Here is a 25,032-nt window from a genome sequence, read left to right as displayed (position 1 = left end):
TATATTCTACAAGTTCTTAACATGTAAGGTTCTGATTGCATTTAAAATTGCAAGAACCATTACTCCCACATCTGCAAAAATCGCAAACCACATATTCGCAATACCTAATGCGCCAAGAATCAGGCAGGCAAATTTTACTACTAAAGCAAAAACAATGTTCTGATATACGATTCCAAGACATTTTCTTGAAATTCTGATTGCTTTTGCAATCTTAATCGGATCATCATCCATTAAAACAACATCTGCAGCCTCAATGGCAGCATCACTTCCCATTGCTCCCATTGCAACTCCTATGTCGGCTCTGGAAAGTACCGGAGCATCGTTGATGCCATCACCAACAAATGCAACCTTTCCCTTTGTTCCTTTTCTGGATTCCAGAATTTTCTCAACTTCGTCAACTTTGTCTCCTGGCAGAAGTTCACTGTGTACTTCATCAACCCCAAGATTTGCAGCCACCTGATCTGCCACTCGTTTTGCATCTCCGGTAAGCATGATTGTCTTTTCAACACCTGCTTTTTTCAGAGCCTTAATCGCATCTTTTGCATGTGGTTTTTCCACATCCGAAATTACAATGTGACCAGCATAACTTCCATTTACTGCAATGTGGATTATGGTCCCTACACTATGGCAGTCTGAATAAGAAATACCCAGTTTTTTCATCAATTTGCTGTTTCCGGCTGCAACAGATGTTCCATCTACCTTTGCCAGAATACCATGACCGCTGATTTCCTGTATATCACTGACACGGTTCCTGTCAATTTCTTTTCCATATGCGCGCTGCAGACTCTTACTGATCGGATGGGAAGAAGAGCTTTCTGCCAGTGCTGCATACTCCAGAAGCTTTGCTTCTTCCATTGTGTTATGATGAACGCCGTTTACTTCAAATACACCCTGTGTCAAAGTACCTGTCTTATCAAATACTACAACCTTTGTTTTTGACAGAGTTTCCAGATAATTAGAACCTTTTACCAGGATTCCTTCATGGCTTGCACCACCAATTCCGGCAAAGAAACTTAACGGAATGCTGATTACAAGCGCACATGGACAGCTAATTACAAGGAAGGTTAATGCTCTGTAAATCCAGGAACCCCATTGTGCCGGAAGTCCCATGAACAGACTTCGAACAACCGGCGGTAAAATTGCCAGTGCCAGTGCTGCGATACAAACTGCAGGGGTATATACCTTTGCAAATTTTGAAATAAAATCTTCTGATTTTGATTTTCTGGAACTGGAATTTTCTACAAGCTCCAGAATCTTTGATACGGTAGATTCTCCAAACTCTTTTGTTGTTCGAATCTTAAGGACACCCGTCATATTGATACATCCACTGATCACTTCATCTCCGATATTTGCTTCTCTTGGGAGGCTTTCACCCGTCAGGGCACTGGTATTCAGTGAAGAGTTTCCCTCTGTTATGATTCCATCCAGCGGAACTTTTTCGCCCGGCTGGACAACAATAATACTGCCAATTTCCACTTCATCCGGATCTACTTTTTCCAGTTTTCCGTCTTTTTCAATATTCGCATAATCCGGACGGATATCCATCAGCGCACTGATGTTGCGACGGCTTTTTCCAACGGCATAGCTCTGAAACAATTCACCGATCTGATAAAATAACATAACAGCAATCGCTTCATTATAATCACCGCTTTTTTCATAAATAGCCAGTGCGATCGCACCTACCGTTGCCACTGCCATCAGAAAATTTTCATCAAAGATCTGTCCATTAATGATTCCTTTTATCGCTTTTCTTAAAATGTCATATCCAATGATCAGATATGTGGCCATATAAAGTGCCATCCTCGGCAAGCCACTAATCGGGGCCAATGAAAGTCCGATTAACATTGCTGTAGCTATTAAAATTCTGATCAGCATAGTTTTCTGTTTTTTTGTCATAATGTTGTCCCACCTTTTTATTGAACATATGATTATTTTTTCATATATTATTTGAAATATACGCCCCAAAATATATCCTATTCCGGGGCGATTTGGTTTTATAGTCTTTATTAATTTTCAGGAACAAGGGAAACTTTTGTCTATCAGATAAACACTTCACAGTCAGGTTCTACTTTTTTGCAGGCTTTCACAACACTTGCCATAACTGTTTTCGGTTCCTGACCTTCTTCAAATTCTACGATCATTTTCTGTGTCATAAAATTAACCGTTGCATTTGCAACTCCGGCAGTTTTCTTTGCTGCATCTTCCATCAGGTTTGCACAGTTTGCACAGTCTACTTCAATCTTATATGTTTTCTTCATAAATAGAAAACTCCTTTCTTTTGTTCAAGCATTAAGCACTTGTTTATTTGTTATGGCTGTAGTATAATCGCATCATAAAGGAGTGTCAACACACTTTGGTTTTCTTCTTCCAAACAGAACCAAACATCTTCCAAATGGAACAATCTCAAAAGAAAAGGAGCCTGATTATGACATCTGAATTTCATTTACCTCATAACCATGAGGAAAAAAATGTGGAAGAACTTCTTCCTCAGCTTTCTAATGCAGAAAACTTTGGAGCTGCTGCCGATATCTTTAAACTTCTCGGAGACACCAGCCGTTTACGTATCTTCTGGCTGCTATGTCACTGTGAAGAATGTGTCCTCAATATTTCTACATTGATGGGTATGACAAGCCCGGCGGTATCTCATCATCTGCGTCTTTTAAAATCAAACGGTCTTGTAACCAGCCGGCGAAATGGAAAGGAAGTCTGCTATAAAGCATCCGATACAGAACAGAGCCGCCTGCTGCATCTGAGTATTGAAAAAACACTTGAAATAACCTGTCCATCCAATACACGCTAAAGAAAAGAGGTTTCAATTTATGGCTGTATATGATCAGAATTTAATTTCACAGGAATTACAGGATATTCCATATGGAAATATAAAAATTTTAGGAAAAACATCTTTGAATACAGATATCTTTCCACAAAAAATGAATTTTCAAACCAAAATAAATGGCACTGGAAAAGCAACCATTCTTCCACTCTTCCCCGGATGTTTTATGACTTTTTTTACTTTCCGGGCAAACAGTCTTTCCGGATATCATCCGGCATATGAATCTCTGATCCAGATTGATTTTTGCCAGCATGGACGTTTAGAATGGGAACTTGATCATTCCAGCCATATCTACCTTGGCAGCGGGGATCTGTCTGTTCATCGTATGGATAACTGTGTACACTCTACTCTTTACTTTCCTTTAGGTTACTACAAAGGTATCTCCCTGTTCGTAGCTCCTGAATATCTGGAACATACCCTTTCCGAATATCCATTAAAAAAAGGTATTTCTGATCTGTCCTGGATTACTAATCTTTGCTATGATAAAAATTTCTCTGTCTTTTCAGGAAATGAGCAGATCGGACATCTTTTTTTCGGTATTGATAAAATATCTTCTAAGATCCAGAACGATATATGCAAATTAAAAGTTCTGGAACTTTTTTTATACCTAAGCACGCTCCCTGATTCCCATGCAAAAACACCTTCCTCCTATTCGTCCGAGCAAACGGAACTGATCAAAAAAATACATGAATATATGATGCAGAACCTTGGAGAACGAATCACAATCGAACAATTATCCAAACAGTTTCTTGTCAATACCTCAACGTTAAAAGAGGTATTCAAGGCAGTATATGGTGATTCCATTGCCGCACATATGAAAGAACATAGATTGAAAGAAGCTGCCAGATTACTTAAGGATACAGATGACAGTGTCTCCCAGATTGCCAAATGTGTTGGATACGAAAGCCAAAGTAAATTTTCTATTGCCTTTAAAGAAATATTTCATGTATCGCCATCTGAATATCGGAAACTCTAAAATAGCCTGCAAATTAAATTTTTTTCATTTCACCATATTTTTACCACATTATTATTTTATTCTTATCCCTGCAAGTTCAAAAGATGCCGTTTAAACCTCCGGGTACCCAATTTTTTAAACGGCATCGCCTAACAACAATTCTGTTATAACAGATTTATATAGATATCTCCCCTTTTCCAGGCAGGCATATAATAATGCTTTGCCTGGAAATTTGGTTTTAAGCAAAGAAATCTTATAATATGGCTATCAATTAATCAGTCCATAACCCATAATTGTATTGTCATTTATATTATAACTTCTCTGGGCAACCATATTGCTGGTGTTTCCTTCTACTGTATAAATGACATTTCCCTCGGTTTTCTCCACGATTCCCACATGATCTGAGGTTCCGTCCCCGTTCCAGTCAAAAAAGATCAGGGTTCCGGGTGCTGGCGAGTATCCCCGGCTCTTCCATTTTCCCTTGCTCTGGAACCATGCAATTCCATCATCGCACATGGAAAACTTCGGCATCTTGCCGCTCTCGATCAGTCCAGCCTGATCCCCACACCAGCTGGCAAAGCAGGCACACCATGCTACATGGCTGTCAAAGCCATACCACGACCAGAACTTCTGGCCACCTTCATTTCCAAGCTGGGTAAGTGCCACGGATACGATCTGGCCGTTGCCTCCAAACAGGCCGGCAAACAATCCGCCGCTGGAATAATACCGCAGGACATGAGGGACGTATTCTGGATCTCCATAGGCACTCCAGCCATGCGAAGCCGCCTGCTCGTTGGAAAACTGCAGGGCATTTTCTGCACTGTAGCCCCCGTAGTTTCGAAGCGCCCACGTTATGTATCCGTTGCCGTAGTTATACCCTTGCAGGGACAGCTTCAGCTTGTCCATATCCTGTGGGCTGGTGCATCCGGCTTCTTTCAGGCAGTCCGCATAATATTGGATTCCCACCTGTATGGAGTAGTCTGCATCCTGGATTGCATTTGGGCTGTTGGAGTACCGGGTGTTGTATGGGCACTCACTGCTCTGCATGGGATCTGTCCCCCGGCCACCGGATTCCTGCATCATGATTGCCTGTATCACCGAGACGTATTCGGAGATTCCATACTGGTTGGCATATTTCTGGATGGTTGACGTATAGGAAAGGACTTCCTGGCTAAGTGCTTCGTTGCTCTCCGAAGTTCCAGAGAATGCCGCACCTCCTATGATTCCGACTATGATAACCAGAAGCAGAACCATGACCGCTCCGGCGGCTCCCAGAGCAGCCATCATGGATTGTACGGTTTTCGCTGCCGCTTCCACGGCGGCTTTGGCTGCCTTGAAGGTATTCTCCCCTGCCCTTGCCGTTTTCTGTATCCGGCGGACTCCATCGGAAGTCTGCAAGGCTGCTTTCTTTGCCGCCTGTTTCGCAGCCCATCGTTCCATCTGATTCTGCATCCGGGCTGTCAGAGCATTGGAGCTGGCCACTCGGAGCTTCTGCTCTGGCTGGGCGCTGATCTTCGCAGACTGGGGAGCCGTCTTGATAGTACGCTTCTGCATGGTTTTCGGCTCCGGCGGCTTCCTTGGCTTCTCCTTGATCCAGATGGTTTCCGGCTGTTTCTGACGAATGGCATTCTGCCTTGCGGTATCTGTTGCTGCCGCTTTCTGGCTCTGTTCTCGGATGGAGAACCGCTTCGTTTCTGGTAGCTCCTGCCCATTCTGGATTCTCGGTGTCTCCCTGGCTGCCCGGATCTTCTGTTCTTTCGTTTTGACAGCATCTGAAATCGCCTTTTGCCGCTGTGCTTTCTGGATCTGGACTTCCTGGTTTTCCCGTTCTTTGATCCTCACACGGGATACCGCCTGTTCCCGACTCTTCTGCTTCGGTGCTTCCCGGCTGGCCTGATCAGGAGCCTGTGTGTCCCCGGTTCCTCTGGAAGCTTCTTTCTCCGCTTTTTCTTGTGCTTCTTTTTTGCCCGCGGCTCTTGTTTTGATCTTCTCGTAGGAAGCCTGTGCTGCTGTCTTTCCAGCTCTGGTTACGGTTCTGCCAGTCTTTCTGGCAGCCCATTCCTCTGCGGATGAGACTTTCCCACTGGCATATTCTGATGGGGACTGTTCTCCCATATCATTATCCCTGGCATTTGCGATGGTCTGGGATTTTTCCTTGCTCTCCAGTATGGCCGTCCGCATCAGCTCCTTGGGGATTCTGGAGGCAGGATTTTTGGTCTTTGGTTTTGTTGTAACTTCTTTGGTTTTGATATCCTTCATCTCTCACCTCCAGTCCCGGTCTGTACTGCTCTTACGCTTCGCCCGGCTTGGTCGTCATCAGACGGTACAGCTTGGTGTTTCTTGGGAACGAATTTTCAAATGGCACCAGATTTCCAGAGCAGCGGATCAGGCCGTGGCCGGCACCCACATTGGTGATGTAGGATAACTGGTTGTCTGAAATATTCAGAAGTGCCGCAAGCTCATCCCGGTCGGTAGTGGCCTGATTCAAAAGGATCAGGAACTCACTGTTTGCCAGCATCAGGCGGGCGGTATCGGATTTCAGAAGTTCCTCTACGTTCTGGGTAAGCCCAGTTACAAAACCGGAATACTTACGGATACGCTTGTACAGACGGTAGAAAAAGTCCGCACTGTATTCGTAGCGGAACAGCAGATAAAACTCATCCGCAAAGATCCATGTCGTTTTTCCCTTCTTCCAGTTCTGGATCACACGGTTGAAAATCGAATCCAGTGTGACCAGCATGCCAAGGGGCATCAACTGTTCGCCCAGCTCCCGGATGTCATAGTCGATGATACGGCTCTTCGTATTGACATTGGTTTCCTGGGCAAAGGTGTTCAGACTGCCATTGATAAACAATTCCGAAGACAATGCCAGCCCTCTGGCTTCTTCCTCCGGCTGGAGCATGAGCTGTCGGTACAGGTCTTTTAAGGTCGGCACTTGCCCTTGGTATCCGCCCCTCATATAATCCCGGTACACATCTGCGGTGCAGCGGTCGAGGATGGATTTTTCCTTTGCCGAAAGGTTTCCGGCTCCTACAAGCTGCTCAAACAGGGACAGGATAAATTCCGACTTTTCAATCAGAGGATTACGGTCATTGCCATAGGCAGAGTCCATATCCAGTGCATTCAGATGGGTATCGGAGGTTGCCGAGATCTGGATGACCTCTCCGTTTAAGGCTTCCACCAGAGAAGTAAACTCCGACTCTGGATCAAGGATGAGAATGTCATCTTCTGTGGAAAGGGCAAGGTCTACGATCTCTTCCTTTGCCGAGAAGCTCTTTCCTGAACCACTGACTCCCAGTCGGAACGAGTTTCCATTTAACAGCTTCCTTCGGTCTGCCACCAGCATATTTTTGCTGACGGCATTCTGCCCATAGTAGATGCCGCCCGGCTGCATGATCTCCTGCGTATGAAACGGAATCAGGACGGCAGTGGATTCTGTGGTAAGGGTACGCACCGCATCGATCTTCCGCAGGCCATACGGCAGGACAGTATTCAGCCCATCGGCCTGTTGCCATTTCAGAGTTGCCATCTGGCAGAGGTGCTTTCTTGCAATGGAATACAGGGTTTCCGTGTCGGAATCCAGTTGTTTCTTGCTGTCTGCCATATGTACCATTGTCAGGATACCGAACATCATCCTCTGGTCCCTGGTGGTCAGATCGTCCAGCATCTCCTTGGTTTCTTTTCTCTGCAGCTCCATGTCATAGGGAACCACAGCAGAAAAGTTATTGTTTGCATTTTGGCGTCTCTGCCAGTTCGTCACGTTGGTCTCTACACCCAGCAGTCGGTTCTGGATCTCACGCACCGCTTCATCTGTAGGCACCGGAATAATGTCAATGGACAGCATCAGGTTCCTGCCAAGGCTGCACAGTTCGGAGATCATCTCATCCTTTACATAGCTGGCGTAATCTTCCATAAAAAGGACTCTGCCGTACTGCTCACCCAGCTTGAAATGGTCGTTGTGGAACTCCATCGTGTCCGGGCAGATCCAGTCCTTGAAGCTGTGTCCCTTTTTCGCAAAGGCTTTCATATCAAACGGAAAGCTCTGCGGAACGTCTGCCTTGAAAAAGTCCCGGAAGATCTGGAGCCTCTGTTCCGCATCCAGCTCTTCCCCGATGGAGGACAGCTTGGCCAGATGGGTGATGATATCCGTTCCCACACGGGCGAAGTATGTCCTGGCTTCATCGATATTCTTCTTGTGGACGCTGACAGTCAGATAACGTTCCTGGTAGATACTGTTGTTGGTACCGGAGATTTTGGAAAGGAGCATATCGTTGTATTCCTTCCTGTATTCATCCAGCCCATCCCCTTTCATTGGAATCAGCAGGGACTGCTCAAATTCTTCCTTGTTGATCTTGCGGTTGTTCAGGGTGATCTTCGCCGTACAGCCGGAATCCAGTGCATTTAAAAGTTCCGAGTAATCCAGAAACATTTCCGTCTTGTCCGCTTTGCTGGCAATGGAATAGTTGATATCCGTAAACCGGAATGTACGGGAATACTTGCTCTCCACCTGGAAAATCCCATCTGGCCAGATCTTACGGATCGGGATGGCCTGCTGGACAGACTTCGGTACTTTGAATTTTTCTTTGTCCTGTTTCAGTGTCTGATTCAGGGTTTTAATCAAAGGCATCACCCCTTCCTCTTAGTTTCTTTGGTTTCTTCTGTTTCGTCCGCTTCTTCTCCAGAAGCTCCGCTCCGTTTCCCATCATCTTTTCACCTAGCTGCAGGCTTTCTTCCATGCAGGAAAAGTACAGGTTCTCCGATTTGAATACCAGCCGTTTCGGGTACAGCAGTTCGGATTTGATGACTGCCCATACAAACTGTTCCGCAGTCATGCCGTGGTAACGGAAAAAGCCACAGGCTGCAAAGGGAGCCGCCCCAAGCACACACAGCCATCCGGTTACCTGTTCTACGGCGTATTTCCTGGTAATAAAATAGATCCCAAGGGCTGCCAGAATTGCCAGCACTGAAAAAAGGCACTGCCGGAAACTTAAGCCCCAGAACATTGCCTCCTGATAGTCGCGGATTTCTTTATTCATTTTCACTTCCATGTCATTTTCTACCTTTCTCTTTGTGATCTCTGTTTTTTCTTTGGTTTCTGTTTTGGTGCATCCTCTATCTGGATACCATGTCTTTCCATAAATGCTTTGGTTCCTTCCGGATCAAGCTCTGCCAGTTTTTTCAGATCAAATGCGACTTTCTGGAAGATACAGTAACCGGAGGATGCGGTATCCGGCAGTATCTTTCCCAGCTTATGCTGCCTTATAAAATGGAGCTTTTCTTTACTGAAATTGTGATCAATATAGGCTTCATTGATATTATTCAGTGGAGCAAAAGGCAGATTTACCGTAAGGTCTGCAAAACTTTCCGGGCATCCATCTTCCATGTGGTAAAGCCCGATATAGAGATTGTCATCCTCCCCATAACCGTCTATCTGGAGAAATAATTCCTCCCGGCCATATTGCCAGTCATAGCTTAGTGTCTTTGGTTCTTCCATTTTCTTGCCTCCTATAATCCCATGATTTCTTTTACGATCCGGTCGGATGCCTTGACTGCCCCAACCAGTACCAGCAGGTTAAATACCAGCTCCCCGACGTAATTCCAGACAATGGTCACGGCTGACAGGCTGGTGTCCCCGATGGCCGGCGGGCTTGCCGCAAACACCGAAAAGATGATGCAGGCCAGTGCGATGATGGCTCCTTCCAGACATACCCCGGCGTAAGAACGGATAAAGTTCTTCCCCACGGACTGGGTCGGCTCCCCGGCAAAGGTTGCCAGCGGAATCGGTGCGATGGCTGTATACATGTACAGCTTGAACATTCTTCCATATACGGTCAGAATCATGACAAACGACAATACCGTAATCAGCAGGCTTCCCAATAGGGTTACGATCCACAACGGGATGGATTCCAGCATTCCCACCGCTTCGATCTTGTCCACGATCTCCGAGGGCAGTTCCGTTACGGTTCCCCCTGCCATCCCGGAGTGGGACATGATGTTTGTCACGATGCCCTGCACTATGGAAAAGATTGCAGTCAGAAGCTCCATGCCGGACATGACGGCTCCCTGTGCCAGTGCAAATCGGATAAAGGCTTTCACGACGTGTTCCGGCTTTTTCATATCCGTGAAGCTTCCACAGGTTTTCACAAGCCCCGCTGCAAAGAACAGAACCAGCAGGCCGTACCCGATGGCTTTCAGTCCACCGTTGATGTTCGTCATCACACTCCAGATCGCACCGCCCTTGAAATTCTCCGGGTTTTGCGTCAGCAGTGTCCAGATCTCAGCCAGCTTGTCACTCCAGGTCTGCAAGGCAGAATTTAGATTCTGTACGATCCAGTTATCACTCAAACAGTTTCACCTCCCATCCTGCAAAAGTGAGCGGAGAGCCAGCTTGTCGCATGGCTCCCCTTCTAGTCTCTCTTCCTATCCCATGATCAGGTCCAGGATCTCTTTTGCAAAGGTAATGATGATACCGCCTGCCAGTGTCAAAAATCCATTTGCCCTCTGGCTTGGATCGTGGCTCTTTAAGGACAGGCCGACCTGCACAATACCAAATCCCAGCAGGATCAGGCCAATGGCTCGGATCAGGGAAAAGATAAAGGTGGACAGGTTATTGACTACGGTCAGCGGATCGCCTGCAGCGTAAACGCAGGTTGCCCCGATGCAGATCGTCAGCACCATGACCGCATACAGGACAAACAGTTTCTTCTGCCCTCTCTTCATCTTCAGCAGTGCGGTCTCTTTCTTGGTTTCTGTGTGTTTCTTATTTTTCAGTAAATTCATTGGCATTCCTCCCATCAAAAAAGCTCCCCGATGATGTCCTCATCCAGAAGCAGTTCGTAATCGTCATATCTTGTTTCGTCAAACGTAAAATCGTCATGTGCCAGCGGTGCTTTCGCATAGTTGAACGGGCCGGCTCCACCGTCCTCGGTATACCGGATGTTGGGATGCTTCATCAGGTCATACTTGGCATCCAGTATGGGCCGCTCCCCACGGATAAACAGAAGGGCATTCTGGTTGTCCAGCATGCGGACTTCATCCGGCTGTAACAGTTCCCTTCCGCTCTGCTGGAAGTTGGTGGAGTAGCTGCCGGATTTGCCCTTGGTCTGCCCGTAGGTATTGGTGTCTATGGTTTCTTTTCCCAGTAATTCTGATACATATTTGTGTGTCTCTTTTTCGTTGCCGCCCAGATATAAAAACTCATCGCAGTTTCCCACCAGACTCTCCCAGGAGTCCTTGAACAGAGCTTTTAGCTGGCTCATGTTCTGGATGATGATGCTGCAGTAAATGGAACGGGATCGGCAGGTTGCCAGGATCTTCTCAAACTCATTGGGCAGGGATACGTTTGGAAACTCATCCATAATGCAGTTGACCGGAACCGGGAGGGCACCGCCATGCACACGGTCTGCCATGTAATAAAGCGTCTGGAAAAGCTGGCTGTAGATCATGCCTACCAGATAATTCAAAGAAGTATCCGCATCCGGGATACAGCAGAAAAGGGCTACTTTCTTCTCACCCATGCTGGAAAGATCCAGTTCATCGGTATTGGTCAGCTTGGCGATCTGCGGCAGGTTAAAGGCCGCCAGACGGACACCAACACTGATCAGGATGGACTTGGCGGTCTTTCCCGCCGCCTGCTTGTAGATGTGGTACTGCTTGACGGCAATGCTGTCCGGGTCCCGCATCTCCAGACGGTCAAACAAAATATCCAGAGGGGACTCATAGTCCTCGTCCTCTTCCTTTACCTGGGCAGAACCTAACATCTCCATAATCATGGCAAAGTTCTGTTCTTCCGGCGGAGCTTCGTGAAGCAGGTACAGCATCAGTGCCTGAAGCAGTGCTGTCTCGCTCTTCTCCCAGAAAGGGTCGGAGGACTGGGAACCTTTTGGTGTGGTGTTTTGTATCAGATTGGAAATAAGACGGAGTACGTCTTTGTCATCGTGGACGTACTCGAATGGATTGTAGCAAAAAGATGTGTCGGGATTGATGAGGTCAAAGACACGCACCTCATATCCCTTCTTTTCCAGCAGACCGCCTGTCTTTCGGAGCAGCTCGGCTTTCGGATCGGTGATGACCATCGAACAGCAGCACTGCATGATGTTCGGCAGGGCAAAGCCTCTGGACTTTCCTGCACCGGAGCCTCCCACCACGAGGATGTTGAGACACCTGCGGTGCTTGTGGGTGTCCAGGCTGATGCGGAAGTTCTGCGTCAGCAGGATGTTCTGGGAGTACGGCTTCTGGCTGTATTTCTTACAGATCTGCCGGGCATCTCCCCATCTGGCAGAGCCATGCTCTTCCCCTCTGCGGTAGTTCTTCTGGCTGGAATAAAAAATGCCGATCCCGGCTGCGTAAAGTAACGTGCAGACCAGCACCGACTTGATGGTATATTCCGTATAATGAAGCTGGAATGGATGGTTCAGTTTTTCCGTGAGAACCTCCATCAGCTCAAAAAGATTCCTGCCCGGCTGGATGGCATCCCCAATCAGGATCGCTGCCCACCAGATAACAGGCAGTCCGGCAAGCCAGATCACCCAGTCCGACTTCCGGCTGTTTATTACTGGGATGGCTGCTGTTTTGGCCTCTCTGCTCTTGGCAGATCCGTGATGTGGAAGCTGTCCACTCCCGGAACGAGGGCAAGGCTGCTTCCGTTCTCCCAGTTTACATGGATCTGCCCTGCATCATCCACCATATCCACCGTTCCCTTTAAACCGGGTGGCATATGACTTTCCCCTTCCATGCTGTTCAGAGTAACTTCTGTTCCCGGCGGATATCTTCTCCGCATGGATTCCACCCTTTCACTTGTCATGTTTCGATACATATGTACCGCCTCCTTTCATCTTCCCCGTCCACGGTATGGGCGGTATCTGGATTTCATGATTTTTAACAGGACGCTGTCGATCCCATCGGAATAGCGTCCGTTGTTGATGTATGTGTCCCGGAGCTTGTTTAAGGCTTCTACGGATTTGGTGTGTTCGGCTTCTGTCAGGTAGAGCTTTCCTTCTTCCTGCTCTGCAAGTTTCAGAACCAGATCCCGTGTGGTATCTACCGGAAGCCCCTGTTCTTTTTCCTGCCGGAACACTTCCCGAAGGGCATGAATCAGCATGTGGTTCATGATCCGGTCCATCTTTACATATCGCATTCTTGTCATAGGCGAGCCTCCTTTTTTCCTCTTTTTCTCAACCACAACATACCACACTTGCTCCTGGAAAGCTACTGCAAAAGAGCCCAAAAACGCCCTTTTTATCAGCGTTCCGGGGACTTTTTACTTTTGGCTGGTTTCTCTGTTTTTTCCTCCGGGATGGCAAATTCATCGGTCATAAATTCCTGCTCACTTTTGCCAAGGTTGCGGTCTACCTGCTTGCCGATGGAATAGGCTGCACTCTTTACATCCTGGATAAAGGAACGGAGTTCTTTCGGATCTTTCTGACCGAATGCCTGCATCTGGCATACCTTGTCAAAGGAAAAGCCGGAGACATCCACGCCGTATTTCTGTGCCGTTACATACGCCGCACAATAGGCCTGTGCCGATACCCCTGCCCGGCTGTAGCTTCCATCGTGATGGTCAAGGGACGCACAGGCCAGTTCCCGGCTGATGGAATGGAACGTTGCATTTTTGCTCATGCCATTTCGGACATAGATCGTCCGCTTGTTTGGGATGTACTGCGCCTGCACCTTATCTGGCAGATTGTCTGCAATCTGAATCCGTACCTCGCTGTCGGTCAGCAGTGCTTCCATTAGCTGGTCCATCGGCTTTGGCTCCGCCTCTTCCGGCTGCTTGGTGCGGATCTGGCTGATGTCATAGGCTTTCTGGATGGAGTACCCCTGCTGGATGACACCATCCTTTTCATATTCCTGTCCGACAATGAAGTTGTATCCCTTGCTTCCGGTCTTGACCACCTTTCCTTCTTCCTTCCATTTTTCAAAGGTCTTGACCTGCCGGATTTCCGGGTTCTGTGCATAGAGCAGGAACAGGTTGTCTGTCCTCTGCGGCTTGCATTGTCCCATAAAATCAAGGAATCCTTTTAAGGAGTCCCCATTCTGGAAGACCTCCTGTGCCTTTCCATCGATCATGCCCCAGATTTCTTCCCTCTCCTGCTTTTTCTGCGCGGCATATTCCTCTTTCGATAACCGCTGGGTGGACTGCTCCTGCGTGTCCTGCCCTAAAAATTTTGTCAGGTCCATCTACTACCTCGCTTTCACCTTTCGTTTATTTCTTGCTTTCTTCTGCGTTTTCTTTGGTCCACGGTTCTTTTCCCGGCTCCGCTTCTGGGATTCCTCTGTTTTCTCCCGTTTGATGTTCTCCAGCTCCCGGCGGACACTGGGACGTTCCTGTTGCTTTGTCCCTTCAGTCCCGTTTTCCTGCCCGGTAGAAATATTTCTGCTGTGCAAGGAAGAGCCGGACAGATTCTCTTCCCCCTCTTCCTGCACCGGGATAAAATTTTCCGGTTCGGACATTTCCTTTCCATCGTGGTTCTGGTTCTTTTCTCCTTCAGAAAAATCCATATCACCAACCTGGAATGCTTCGTCCAGATCGCTGATCTCGAACTGCACCTCGCCCTCTGGCATCTGTACGGTTTCCTGCACCATTCCGGTTTCCGGCGTTTCCATTCCTGCGGTTACCTCATGGACAGCTTCCCCGACTTCGCTTCTTACAAAATCAAGGTTCATCTTATCCATGACCCGGTTGACCTTGGCTGCGTCATCTGCAAAGACCATGACCTCGCTCATCTCCGGGTTCTTTTTATCCCGGATAATGACATAGAGCAGCCCTCGTTTCCTGCCCTCACTGCAGAATTCACGCAGGCGGTCGGACGGTACGGTAAAAAATTTCAATGGCTTATTCTCCTTTAACATCCGCACCATCCGGGTTCTGCCCCTCGTTTTCTTCTGATCTTTTAATACGGCGGCAACAAATACCGCCAGATGCTTTGCCAGCGTACCCGAAAGCCTGAGCCCGTGGTCCACACCGTCCAGGGAATACCGGACGATCTGGTCCGCCGCATCGCCTCCATAGTTCATATTGTTCACCTGCTTTCTGTTCTCGGTTGTCTGGTTTTCTCCGTCTGTGCTTCTTCCTGTTCTGCCTGTCTCTGAATCTGCTCTGCAAGACGCATCTTTTCTTCCATCTCTTTGGACTGCTGTTCGATCCGGATACAAAGGCGGATATCCTTCCGAAGCGGCTTCAGTTCTTCGGTGATCTGACCGATCCTGACACTGTCCGGTTCGCTCCGGTAGAGCCGCTTTCGTTCCTTTGTGAGTGCCTGTACCTGTTCTTCCAATGGGGTTCGGTATGCCATCAGCTCTTCACGGGTGGTGATCTGATGCTTCTGGAGAAATTCCATCTGCTCAATTCTGGCATCCAGTTTCCGGATATCTGCCCGGAGCACCGGGGAGATCCTTTTGGGCTTCTGCTTTAAAACACCCATCTGGTACAGATAGGAATAGTACAGGGCCTGTATCCCTTTTAACTTCTTTTTCGGGGTTCGGGAAGTATGTTCCATTTCAGCAGGTATCCTGCTTTTGGGCTGCAAAATCCACTGCCGGATGCTCTCTTCCGAGTAATTCTTCCCAAGGCTCCGCAGGCGGATATACCGTTCCATCCCCGGTGCTTTTAATGCAATGTACTTCTGGTTCAGCTTCCACTGGTATCCCCTCTGTTTCATCTGGTCCAGAAATTGTTTCCATGTGAAGCTCTCTGCCACCGCATCCCGGATATCCAGACGGATCGAGGTTCTCCAGGTCGGCTTTCCGTCCTGTTCTGCCATCCACTGGGCATAGGACTTCCTTTTGCCGTTTTTCGGTTCGATAACTGATAAGCCATATTTCAGGCACAGGGCATCCGAAGCTTTCCGCACGTCCTCGTAGTAGCTTCTGCTGTTACTGTGGTACTTTTTCCCATCTTCCATGCTCACGGAGTTAAACACGATGTGGTTGTGGTAATGCTCCGTGTTCAGATGGGTGGTGATCACTGCTTCATATTTTCCCTGAAGGAGCCTTTCTGCCAGCTCTATGCCAATCTGGTGGGCCAGTTCCGGTGTAACTTCCCCTTTGGCAAAGCTCTGCACCAGATGATAGCCCTGTACTCCATCCATCTTGTGGTACCGTTTCTTTGTAGCTACCATATCTTGATAGGCAGTCTCACAGACACAGCCGATGGCATCCTCAAAAACGGAACGCTCCGTCTTGTTCCGGTTCATGGCATAATCAATGGCTTCTTCCAGAGAGCCGGCATTCTGCCCTTTCTTTGTGGTCTTATCCTTGTTTCGGATGTAAGTGATGGAATTGTCCAGACGGCTGACCGGGATGATACTGGTATATGCCATCGGCTACCATTCCTCTTTGACCAGCCTCCATGTTTCTTTCGTTATGCGGAGCATTTCCCGGATGCTCTCTTCCCCTGCCAGCCCGCAGCCGTTGGCTACATGGGCAAGCTGATTGGCGTTGTTGCACAGACCGGATATTTTCCGCAAAAGCTCCGTATGATGCTCACAGGGTCTTGCCCGGACTTCGCCGCCCATGACAATGGAACGGATATATTCCTCACGGGACAGGCCGCTTTTTTCTACCTGCTCTTCCAGAAAACGCAGCTCCTTTGCATTGAGGCGGACTGGTATCACATGGTTTCTTTTTCTCATCTCTTCACCTGCTTTCCGACGGGTTATTGATTACTCCATTACATTTCACGGTTTTTCCAGATCAGGAAACCTGCCAGAACGCCGATGGCTACCGCTGCAGCAATGATCTTTTTCTTCATATGGGTCTCACCCCCTTTCCGGTACCTGGCACAGCTCCATTGGGGCGAACATGATCCCTCTCTTTTCCATCTCTTTTGCAAACTCCAGAAGGTTCCATTTCTTCCCATCGATCATAGCAGATTCTGCATCCAGATAGTGACAGGTGGATACGTTCCGCTCTCCATTGGGGGCATTCTGCACAAGGCTCTCCCCGTCTGAGAGTCGGAACAGTTCCTTTCCTTTGCCGTCTACAAAACAGATGCATGCACCGTGATTGATGATCTCTTTCCGTTTCATCCGGCACCGCTCCAGTGCCTCATCTTCCCGCTTTCCAGCTATGAAAAGACACATTGCAAAAACGCCCATTACTCCTCCGGTCATTGTGCCAAGTATAAATCCTAACATTTTTTTGTTCTCCTTTCGTTTGTTTACGGCTCAGTATGGGGGATTGGGGTTCTCCCCAAAGTGCGTTTGGATATCCAAACGCTATGCTTGCAAAACCAGTCGCATCCGGTTTCGTCCCCTCTGAACCAGTCGTTTTTCTGAATCATTCGTTTTCCTTGATTTTGCTCAACCCATCCAGCGTGGTACAGATGATATGGAGTCTGTCAGCCATGCTGATCTCCGTGTTCATCGTCCCGGTGGTCTCTTTTCCGCAGACGACCACCATCCTGCATCGTCTTAAGATCTGGTGGGACATTCTCCGCATGGCCTGCATATCCTCTGCATCCCCATCATCAAGGAATGGGGAAAAGCTGTACTGCGGGCAGATCGGTACATATCCCAGTTCGTAGATCTTCCGGCAGTACCGCTGTACCTTGGTCTTTCCCTCTTCTGCAGAACAGCATACATAAGCAAGTGCCTGTTCCAATACGACCATCTCCTTTCCTGACCGGACAGTTTACCTCTGTCCGGCGTGATCTAAAAAAACACCCACAAAGCATCCCGGCTCTGTGGATGTCTTGTGGACATCTGGATTCTTCTTTTTCTTTTTTCAGATGTCTGACAGACATCCGGTTACTGCGATTCTTTGTTTTCTGTTTCTTCCAATGCTTCCAGTGCGGTTCGGACACGGTCACTTCCCAGCTTATAATACGCATCCGTTACCTCAATACCGACTGCCTGATATCCTGACTCTGCCGCAGCGAGGATAGTAGTACCAGCTCCGGCAAACGGGTCTAAGATCAGACCGCCCGGCTCGCAGATCTGAATGACATCCTTCATCAGCTGGAGAGGTTTTTCTGTCACATGGATGCGGTTCTGCGGATTTCCATAACGGAATACCCCCGGAAGGCAGGACACCGGGCGGTTGATCGGCATCGGGCCGTTGCTCCCCCAGACAATATATTCTGCCTGCTGGCGGAACCTGCCTTTCTGAGGACGGGAGTTTCCCTTGTCCCAGACTGCGGTTCCTCTCCAGATCCAGCCTGCCCACTGAAGGGCATCGGTGATGGACGGGTACTGTCTCCAGTCAATAAAAAGGCAGATCGGAGCCCCTTTCTTGCAGGCTTTCCGTACATCGTACAGCCATTCTGCCATCCAGTGGGTCCAGGAACGCTGGTCCTTGTTATCCCCATCAAAATCCGGCAGGGCGTTCTCCGATTTCATACTGCTATACTTCTGGTTGGTGGTACGGTTGCGTTCATTCTGCTTGGTTCCCCCGGACGCATAGGGCGGATCAGTCACGACTGCATCAAAGATCCCCGGCTGGAATCCCTTGACCAGCTTTAAGGTATCCCCATGCAGGATACGCCAGTTCTCCCCTCCGGCAGACTCATCTGGCAGGCAGTCCGGTTTTAAAAGGTTTTCAAGTTTCAGGGTATTTCCCATAGGCATCATCCTTTCGGTTGCTTATTTTCCAGATTTCTCCGGAAGTGCTTCTATCTATGGAACTGCTCATCGGCAGATATCCTCTTTTTTCGGTGTTTCTTTTCTCGGCGTTCTGGGCTGTTCACGATGATCCGACAGTTCGGTTTCCACATATTCGCTGATGATTCTCAGCGCTTCATGGTAATTGCCACTCTTGTAGATACGTTCTTCCATCTCATTAGCCTGTTCGGACATTCCGGCACGTCTGAGCAGTCTTGAGGCATCCCCAAGGATTGAGAAAATATTTCCGTCATGCCCTAAGAGCTTAAGCTCTGGACGGGACGGCTTTTGTTCCGGCTGCTTTTCCTGCATACCGTTTTCCGGTGCTTTCATCTGAATCAGAAAATCCGAACCTGCACCAACATAAAAATGCAGATATAATTCGCCGCCGTCTACTTTGATCTCCCTCTGCTCCATGCCCTCACCCCAGCCATCGCTGTACTGGCCTCGCAGATACTCTTCCACCTCGACATATTCTCTTGATGTCAGAGGTTTGCAAAGCGTCAGTCTGGCACATCCGTATAAAACATTATCCTGTTCTTTTACCCCTATTGTAATGCGTTCTACTTTTTCCCGGACACTGTCGCTTCCGTGAAAATAATCCATTAGATTACAGGGGGTGTCGTCCGGTGAACCAAGTCGGTTGACCTGGTCAATTTTTTCTGCTATGGCTTCTTGGTATGGCACCAGCTCGTTTCCTTCCAATGGGTCTGCATCTTCCCAGTCCACACTGTCTGAGCGTTCCGGGATAAAACTTGCCATAACAGGGGAAAGTATTTCCACTTCTATTTTGTTTTTCATAGGCATCACCTCACTTCCTTGCCCTGCCGTTTCTCTGGTGTCCGGGCAGCTATCTTTGCCATATCTGCCCAGTCCGCTCCTTCGATTTCCGGCAGGTTCTCGATGATCTGATAGCTACCTTCGTAGGCTTTTCGGATATGTTCACACGCCCACCGTCCGGCAAAGTCATTGTCGGTACACACTTCGATTTCGGTGATCTCCGGGTGCTGGGACAAAAAATGTTCCAATGCCTGCGGCTTTTTCATGCTCCGCTGGCTCTGTCCTTCTTTTGGGGCGCTGATCCCGCCAAGCTCCAGACGGTACTTATCCCGGTTTCCCTGTTCCAGTGTCATGTGAGCCAGCACATCCACACAGGCTTCATAAACGGCAACCCGTCTGCAGCCCTCTTCTGCCGGAACACAAAAAGCGTATGCCTTTTCACTTCCGGCCTGTTCCATCTTAAAAGACTTTCCGCTGGCATCGTAAATTCCACGCAGAAAAGCATATCTTGCCACCTGATTTTCGTCCCGGCCTACGAACACAGCGTTATGGTAGGGCAGGCTTTCATATAGGATTCCCAGATGAACACACCGCTGTAAGATCTCGCCGCTGATGCCCCGCTCTTTCAGGTATCGGAACACTCTGCGGCAGTCCGGGCTGGCCGGCGGCAGGACAAACGGCTTCTTGGGCTTTGCCTCCACAGGCGGAGGGATATAGGTGGGATACTCATCTTTCAGCATCTGCACCGCTTCCAGAAATGAACACCCATCTACATGGATCAGGAAATTTAAAGCACTGGTACCCCCGATATCTCTGGATTTCCAGTGCCACTGGCTGGTGAGTTCGTTGATCTTGAAGCTGTCGTGGTCCGTCAGCTCCCATTCATTTCTGGCTGAAGATTTTTTCAGGCGGTTCGGCTGGTATTTCTTCAGGTACTCAATGGCGGTGATCTCCCTTGCCCGTTTGATTTCCTCTTCTGGAATCCACGGCATTACATCACGGTATCCCGGAGCTGCTCTACCTTATCTATTTTCTCCCACGGGAATTCCTTTCTGCCAAAATGCCCGAACACGGCACTCTGTCGGTAGATCGGCCGCTTCAGGTGCAGGGTGTCACAGATCTGGCTTGGGGTAAGCCCGAACACCAGAGGGATTGCTGCAGCAAGGCAGTCATCCGCACAGATTTTCCCAGTTCCAAAGGTATCTACCTGTACCATGACTGGCTGGGCAACCCCAATGGCGTAGGCAAGGGACACCTGGCATCGGCTGGCAAGTCCTGCAGCCACCATGTTTTTGGCGATGTAACGTGCCATATATGCCCCGGAACGATCAACTTTGGAACAGTCCTTCCCGGAGAATGCACCGCCGCCATGCGGAACCAGACCGCCGTAGGTATCCACCATCAGCTTCCTTCCGGTCAGTCCGGTATCTGCATCCAGACCTCCGCACACAAATCTGCCCGATGGATTGATCAGAATTTTGGTGTCCTCATCCGGCGGCAGCATACGAAGTGCCGGGCGCAATACTTTCTCCCGGATCTCATGCTCCAGCTTCCGAAGAGATTTTTCCTCTTCATGCTGGCAGGAAACAATGACCGTATCCAGACGGACTGGCCTGTCATCTTCGTATTCCACCGTGACCTGTGTCTTTCCGTCCGGCAGGATTCCCATGATATAACCGCTTCTGCGGCTTGCAGACAGTTCCCTCACGATGCGGTTTGCTAGAACTACTGGCATCGGCATGAGCTGAGGTGTCTCATCGCAGGCGTATCCAACCATGATGCCCTGATCCCCGGCACCGCTGGCAAGTCCGCTCTGAACAGAAACAGTCCCTGCCCTGCATTCTCTGGATTGCTCCACCGCCCCGGCAATGTCAGGACTCTGCCTGTGGATGAGCGCATCCATGTGGATTTCTTCCGCTTCATAGCCTGCGCTCTCCAACACTTTTTTGATGATTTCAAACACCTGCGGCTCAAATCTGCTTGTGATCTCTCCTGCCACGATGATGTTTCCTTTGGTCGCCATCACCTCGCAGGCCACCCTGGAATTTTCATCCTCTTTCAGACACGCATCCAGAATGCTGTCTGCGATCAGGTCGCAGAGCTTATCCGGGTGTCCTTCCGTTACGGATTCCGCTGTATAAAATCGTTTCATAATCGTTACCATCCTTTCCAAGTAAATAACAACGGCAGGAAACGCTCCTTTCTGGAACACTTCCTGCCGGATCTGGGTTATAAGTTGTCTCACATTCTGCACTTTTCAGGGGGGCAGACACTTTTCGCCGGAACATTGGCGGATATCCCGTAAAGTATGGTTAGAGTTTCCATTTTGGAACACTTTTTTCCTCCTGAATACTCCCAACACCTAACCTCATATAATCCCCTTGTTTTGAACACTTCCCGTTCCGCGCGGTCATTATTTGTCTCATTTTCTGCACTTTTGGGGTACTTACGAACACTTCTCGCTCCAAAATGCCCCGGAAACGGGTACAGCCAGGACGATGTTCCTGGCACCGCTCCATTCATACGAACACGTGACGAGAGTTAAAACCTTATCGTATATACACGTCAGGTAATCATCCCCAGTTTCGAACACTTCTCTTTGCTTGGCTGCTTTTAAGTACTCCTGCACTGCCTCCGCATCTGCGAGTTTCTTCTGGAAGGGGAACAACTCCAGGTCTGCTTTTAGCACCGTGACAATCCTGTATTCCTGAATGCCATCCTCTGTCTGAAGATAAGTAAAGGGATGCTCCTGATAATACGTTTCATTCGCATATAAGTCCAGGTTTCCAAACATCGCTCCGCTGTTCATGTTGTGACCGTAAATGATGAGATTCCTGCTTTCAGACACTTTGCAGTCTGCCTGCAAAAACAGACTTCCGTTGATGTCATACTCCTTTTTGTAATTCCGCTTCAGATAAAATTCTCCATTTTCCTGTTCGGACTGAAGCACCGGGTAATCGATCCCGGTATCCAGTATTGTCAGCCACCCCTGTACATCCGGGTATTGTTCCCGAAGAGAAACAAGGTCTACCGCAGCCACCGGGCATTTTCTTCCAGCTGGTTGGTCTTTCTTTTCAGAGCCTGAGGCTCCCGGAGCTTCCGGCTCCGGGAAATTCCCTTTCAGCTCTGCCACCAGCTTTTTGTTCTCCATTGGGAGATATACCATGTGGTAAATCAGAAACCCGGCACTTAAGAAAAGGGCTGTAAGGCATACCGTTTGAAAAAGTTTTTTCACGATTTTCATCGTTCCGGGCCGGCTTTCCTCTGCTTCTTTGGCTGACTCTTCTGTGTCTTTCCCGGTACAGGTGGTTTCCTCGCTGCTTTCAGGATCGGCTCTGTCGGGATCTGGTTCTGCCTGCAGCCCTTCAAGATTCCGGTCAGGTACGACCGTCCGGGTGGATTAAAGTTCTGCATATAGTCTTTTGTCATGATATAGACAATGGCTTTAATTTCCCTTCCACCTTTATTCTTGACAGTGATTTCCTGTTTGTCGTAAAAATCAGGATAGCCTTCATAAAGATCCAGGCTCTTTTCGCAGTCCCCGGTCAGTGACCAGAGGACGCCGTCCACATGGCTTCCCTCTTCCGGGAAGATGGTGGCAAGACCGCTTCCTACACCTGCAAAGGTCAGCCGATGCCCCTCCAGGCGGACGGTTTCTACCGCCTCCGCCTTTGGGCACCGATATGCCATCTGGTCCAGATCCATGTTGCTTCCATACGCAAAATATAATTGTTTCAGCCTATCTGCCCCCTTTTTTCTTCTTTCTTCTGGATGCCACACCCATACCGATCAGACCGCCTGCGGAAAGGATCAGGCACAGGGCCGGAATCCAGAGATTGGTATTATCACCTGTTTTCGGGTTGCTGACGACCGGGGTATCCTCCGGCAGTTTCTCGTTGGTTACTTTCTGAATGACTTCGATTACTGGGGTTTTGTCATCTACATAGGTAAAAGTCACTTCATACTTGGTCTCATCCAACTGGTATCCTTCCGGTGCTTTGGTCTCAACCAGATAGTAAGTGACTGCTTTGTCAAATTTGCCATCCTTATAAGTTCCGATTGCAAGCAGTCCGCTGGTTGCATGACCGTTTTCATCGGTGGTCAGTGTTTCCACAACTTTGCCATCGGCATCCCTCAGTTCAAATTCTGCACCCTTCAGTGCAGCTCCGGTATCCTTATCCGTTTTCTCAACGATCAGGCGTCCCTTTGCGGTATCGTCTTTCATGGCTACTTTCTGAATTTCTGCGGTGTCAGACACCTCAAAGGTGATTTCTTCCGCAACGACATAACCGTTTGGAGCCTGCTCTTCTTTCAGGGTGTATTTCCCAATCGGAAGTTTTTCGATATAATGCGGCTCTTTTCCAGAAATCCAGCTCTCTACAACCTTGCCATTCTCATCTGTGATGGTCAGTTTGGCTCCTTCGATCTCGTTGTCTCCGGTAATATCCGTTTTGCTGATCTCCACTTTGGTCACGTCATCTTCCATTACCTGTTTCTGGATTTCTGCAGTATTGTCCACAACAAATGTGATGCTTTCCGCAGTGGCATATCCATCGGCCGGCTTTGTCTCTGTCAGTGTATAAGATTTTCCTACAACCAGTTCTTTGATGATGTGCGGCTCCTCGGTGGATGTCCATTCCTCAACAACAGCACCGTTTTCATCGGTCAGCTGTAATCTGGCTCCCGGCAGTTCCTCGCCCTTGGTCAGATCGGTTTTGGAAAGCTCCACGGTTGTTGGCTCATCTTCAAATACAAACTCATAGGACGCTTCTGCTTCTTTATCTCCCTGGTACTCAAAAACAAATTCCTGCTCTTCTCCGGTGGTGACAAATCCATCCGGTGCATACAGCTCCTTCACATAATAGGTTCCGTCAATCGGCAGATCTGCAATAAAGGAAATCTTTCCATCTGCATCTGTTGTTTTTAACTCAATCAGAGTATCTGCTTCCATCAGCACCGTTCCAGATGCGGACAGGATGTCGTTTCTGGTGTACAGACCAAAGATGCCGCCTTTTAATACACGATCTGTATCCTTTTCTTTCTTCAGGACATTCACTTTTACTTTCTGACGGTTGTTCTGCCAGTCCTCATCGTATACGACAACCGGGGTATCCTGATCACGGTAGGAAAGATCTACATATCGTGGTTCTTCATCTAGCACATACCCATATGCTGTGCCTACCTCTTTGACATAGTATTTTCCAACCGGAAGATCAGATACTTTTGCAATGCCGTTTGCATCCGTTGTCACAGTTGCTACCAGTTCGTCTTTGGAATAATAATCCGGGCTTACGCCATCGGCTGCTTTAATATCCTCTGCAGCGTAAATCTCAAAGGTAACGTCTGACAGGCTTCCTGTGATGTACTCAAACAGATGCTCTACAACGCCTTTGACATTGTCCAGCAGGGTGATCTTATCGAGGAATTCGCCTTTCTTGTTTACGATTAGCAGTGCTTTCGGCACATCGTCTTTCATTTCCACTTTCTGTACTTCTGCGGTATCCTGAACGGTGAATTCCACATCCGTGGTCTTTAAATAGCCAAGCGGTGCAAGGGATTCACGGAGGATATAGGTTTTTCCAACAGTCAGGTATTTGATCACATGCGGCTCATCCTTTACGGAAGTCCAGCTGTCGATCACATTTCCATCTTTATCCAAAACAGAAAGGGATGCCCCGTTCAGCTCCACACCTGTAGTCAGATCGGATTTGGTTACCTCAATCGTAGTAGGCTGGTTCTTCTTTACAGATTTCAGCTTGATGGTCGGAATGTCCTGTCCCTGATAGGTGGCATCGAATTCCAGTACCCCGTCAGAGGATACAAAACCGTCCGGTGCAGAAATCTCTTTTACATAATAAGTTCCA

The 25,032-nt window shown here is 48.5% G+C and carries 26 protein-coding genes; 2 read left to right on the top strand and 24 right to left on the bottom strand.

What is annotated here, in order from left to right:
• Positions 1 to 6 precede the first annotated feature (6 nt).
• Together MSA64_RS10345 and MSA64_RS10340 are read right to left on the bottom strand one after the other, a co-directional pair.
• A complete protein-coding gene (locus MSA64_RS10345; protein ID WP_270339487.1) occupies positions 7 to 1,896 on the bottom strand; it encodes a heavy metal translocating P-type ATPase in 1,890 nt (629 codons plus the stop codon).
• 143 nt (positions 1,897 to 2,039) lie between these two features.
• On the bottom strand, positions 2,040 to 2,258 hold the full coding sequence (locus MSA64_RS10340; RefSeq protein ID WP_270339486.1) for a cation transporter: 219 nt from the start codon (positions 2,256 to 2,258) through the stop codon (positions 2,040 to 2,042).
• A 167-nt stretch (positions 2,259 to 2,425) separates the two neighbouring features.
• On the opposite strand from MSA64_RS10340, the gene MSA64_RS10335 reads away from it, so the two are divergent.
• Complete coding sequence (locus tag MSA64_RS10335) at positions 2,426 to 2,800, top strand: ArsR/SmtB family transcription factor (protein WP_270339485.1); 375 nt, start codon at positions 2,426 to 2,428, stop codon at positions 2,798 to 2,800.
• A gap of 199 nt (positions 2,801 to 2,999) precedes the next feature.
• On the top strand, positions 3,000 to 3,809 hold the full coding sequence (locus tag MSA64_RS10330; protein ID WP_287891531.1) for a helix-turn-helix transcriptional regulator: 810 nt from the start codon (positions 3,000 to 3,002) through the stop codon (positions 3,807 to 3,809).
• A 246-nt stretch (positions 3,810 to 4,055) separates the two neighbouring features.
• Here MSA64_RS10330 and MSA64_RS10325 read toward each other — a convergent pair whose 3' ends face one another.
• The 22 genes from MSA64_RS10325 to MSA64_RS10220 form a co-directional block, all read right to left on the bottom strand.
• Positions 4,056 to 6,047, bottom strand: a complete 1,992-nt coding sequence (locus tag MSA64_RS10325; RefSeq protein WP_270339482.1) for a lysozyme family protein — start codon at positions 6,045 to 6,047, stop codon at positions 4,056 to 4,058.
• Positions 6,048 to 6,078: 31 nt separating this feature from the next.
• On the bottom strand, positions 6,079 to 8,409 hold the full coding sequence (locus MSA64_RS10320; RefSeq protein WP_330639119.1) for a VirB4-like conjugal transfer ATPase, CD1110 family: 2,331 nt from the start codon (positions 8,407 to 8,409) through the stop codon (positions 6,079 to 6,081).
• Positions 8,402 to 8,836: a PrgI family protein gene (locus MSA64_RS10315; protein ID WP_287891529.1), complete on the bottom strand. Its 435-nt coding sequence runs from the start codon at positions 8,834 to 8,836 to the stop codon at positions 8,402 to 8,404. The genes MSA64_RS10320 and MSA64_RS10315 overlap by 8 nt, the downstream gene beginning before the upstream one ends.
• Positions 8,837 to 8,844: 8 nt before the next feature.
• A complete protein-coding gene (locus MSA64_RS10310) occupies positions 8,845 to 9,282 on the bottom strand; it encodes a DUF4313 domain-containing protein (protein ID WP_287891528.1) in 438 nt (145 codons plus the stop codon).
• Positions 9,283 to 9,293: 11 nt separating this feature from the next.
• Entirely contained in the window at positions 9,294 to 10,133 is an 840-nt protein-coding gene (locus tag MSA64_RS10305; RefSeq protein WP_287891527.1) for a hypothetical protein, read from the bottom strand.
• Positions 10,134 to 10,208: 75 nt separating this feature from the next.
• Entirely contained in the window at positions 10,209 to 10,583 is a 375-nt protein-coding gene (locus tag MSA64_RS10300) for a glutamyl-tRNA amidotransferase (protein WP_287891526.1), read from the bottom strand.
• The gene (locus MSA64_RS10295; RefSeq protein ID WP_442027467.1) at positions 10,583 to 12,313 is read right to left on the bottom strand and encodes a VirD4-like conjugal transfer protein, CD1115 family; all 1,731 of its coding nucleotides are present in this window, start codon (positions 12,311 to 12,313) and stop codon (positions 10,583 to 10,585) included. Before MSA64_RS10295 ends, MSA64_RS10300 begins: the two co-directional genes overlap by 1 nt.
• A 26-nt stretch (positions 12,314 to 12,339) precedes the next feature.
• Positions 12,340 to 12,603: a DUF4314 domain-containing protein gene (locus tag MSA64_RS10290; protein WP_330639116.1), complete on the bottom strand. Its 264-nt coding sequence runs from the start codon at positions 12,601 to 12,603 to the stop codon at positions 12,340 to 12,342.
• Between the two features lie 15 nt (positions 12,604 to 12,618).
• Positions 12,619 to 12,933 (bottom strand): hypothetical protein, encoded by a 315-nt coding sequence (locus MSA64_RS10285; protein ID WP_287891524.1) that lies wholly within the window; start codon positions 12,931 to 12,933, stop codon positions 12,619 to 12,621.
• 95 nt (positions 12,934 to 13,028) lie between these two features.
• Complete coding sequence (locus tag MSA64_RS10280) at positions 13,029 to 13,967, bottom strand: ArdC-like ssDNA-binding domain-containing protein (RefSeq protein ID WP_287891523.1); 939 nt, start codon at positions 13,965 to 13,967, stop codon at positions 13,029 to 13,031.
• 3 nt (positions 13,968 to 13,970) lie between these two features.
• Complete coding sequence (locus MSA64_RS10275; RefSeq protein ID WP_287891522.1) at positions 13,971 to 14,804, bottom strand: PcfB family protein; 834 nt, start codon at positions 14,802 to 14,804, stop codon at positions 13,971 to 13,973.
• A gap of 5 nt (positions 14,805 to 14,809) precedes the next feature.
• A complete protein-coding gene (locus tag MSA64_RS10270) occupies positions 14,810 to 16,108 on the bottom strand; it encodes a relaxase/mobilization nuclease domain-containing protein (protein ID WP_287891521.1) in 1,299 nt (432 codons plus the stop codon).
• A 3-nt stretch (positions 16,109 to 16,111) separates the two neighbouring features.
• Positions 16,112 to 16,420, bottom strand: coding sequence for a plasmid mobilization protein (locus tag MSA64_RS10265; RefSeq protein ID WP_287891520.1), 309 nt, complete (start codon positions 16,418 to 16,420; stop codon positions 16,112 to 16,114).
• Between the two features lie 126 nt (positions 16,421 to 16,546).
• Entirely contained in the window at positions 16,547 to 16,924 is a 378-nt protein-coding gene (locus tag MSA64_RS10260) for a DUF3789 domain-containing protein (protein ID WP_270339481.1), read from the bottom strand.
• A gap of 142 nt (positions 16,925 to 17,066) precedes the next feature.
• On the bottom strand, positions 17,067 to 17,390 hold the full coding sequence (locus MSA64_RS10255) for a DUF7768 domain-containing protein (RefSeq protein WP_019162195.1): 324 nt from the start codon (positions 17,388 to 17,390) through the stop codon (positions 17,067 to 17,069).
• 146 nt (positions 17,391 to 17,536) lie between these two features.
• Entirely contained in the window at positions 17,537 to 18,349 is an 813-nt protein-coding gene (locus MSA64_RS10250; RefSeq protein WP_330639115.1) for a site-specific DNA-methyltransferase, read from the bottom strand.
• A gap of 66 nt (positions 18,350 to 18,415) precedes the next feature.
• A complete protein-coding gene (locus MSA64_RS10245) occupies positions 18,416 to 19,189 on the bottom strand; it encodes a hypothetical protein (RefSeq protein ID WP_287891519.1) in 774 nt (257 codons plus the stop codon).
• 5 nt (positions 19,190 to 19,194) lie between these two features.
• Positions 19,195 to 20,160 carry a DUF3991 domain-containing protein gene (locus MSA64_RS10240; protein WP_287891518.1) on the bottom strand — a complete coding sequence of 322 codons (966 nt, stop codon included), beginning with the start codon at positions 20,158 to 20,160 and terminating at the stop codon, positions 19,195 to 19,197.
• Positions 20,160 to 21,320, bottom strand: a complete 1,161-nt coding sequence (gene metK, locus MSA64_RS10235) for a methionine adenosyltransferase (RefSeq protein ID WP_287891517.1) — start codon at positions 21,318 to 21,320, stop codon at positions 20,160 to 20,162. The genes MSA64_RS10240 and metK overlap by 1 nt, the downstream gene beginning before the upstream one ends.
• A gap of 294 nt (positions 21,321 to 21,614) precedes the next feature.
• Positions 21,615 to 22,412, bottom strand: coding sequence for a class B sortase (locus MSA64_RS10230; RefSeq protein ID WP_442027418.1), 798 nt, complete (start codon positions 22,410 to 22,412; stop codon positions 21,615 to 21,617).
• Entirely contained in the window at positions 22,409 to 22,873 is a 465-nt protein-coding gene (locus tag MSA64_RS10225; RefSeq protein WP_442027420.1) for a gamma-glutamylcyclotransferase family protein, read from the bottom strand. The genes MSA64_RS10230 and MSA64_RS10225 overlap by 4 nt, the downstream gene beginning before the upstream one ends.
• A gap of 34 nt (positions 22,874 to 22,907) precedes the next feature.
• Positions 22,908 to 25,032 (bottom strand): SpaA isopeptide-forming pilin-related protein (locus MSA64_RS10220; RefSeq protein WP_287891515.1); only part of this gene is annotated, 2,125 nt, incomplete at its 5' end.

The organism is Oliverpabstia sp., from assembly GCF_022785585.1.
Taxonomy (GTDB): domain Bacteria; phylum Bacillota; class Clostridia; order Lachnospirales; family Lachnospiraceae; genus Oliverpabstia; species Oliverpabstia intestinalis.
This window is presented reverse-complemented; position numbering and strand designations above follow the sequence as displayed.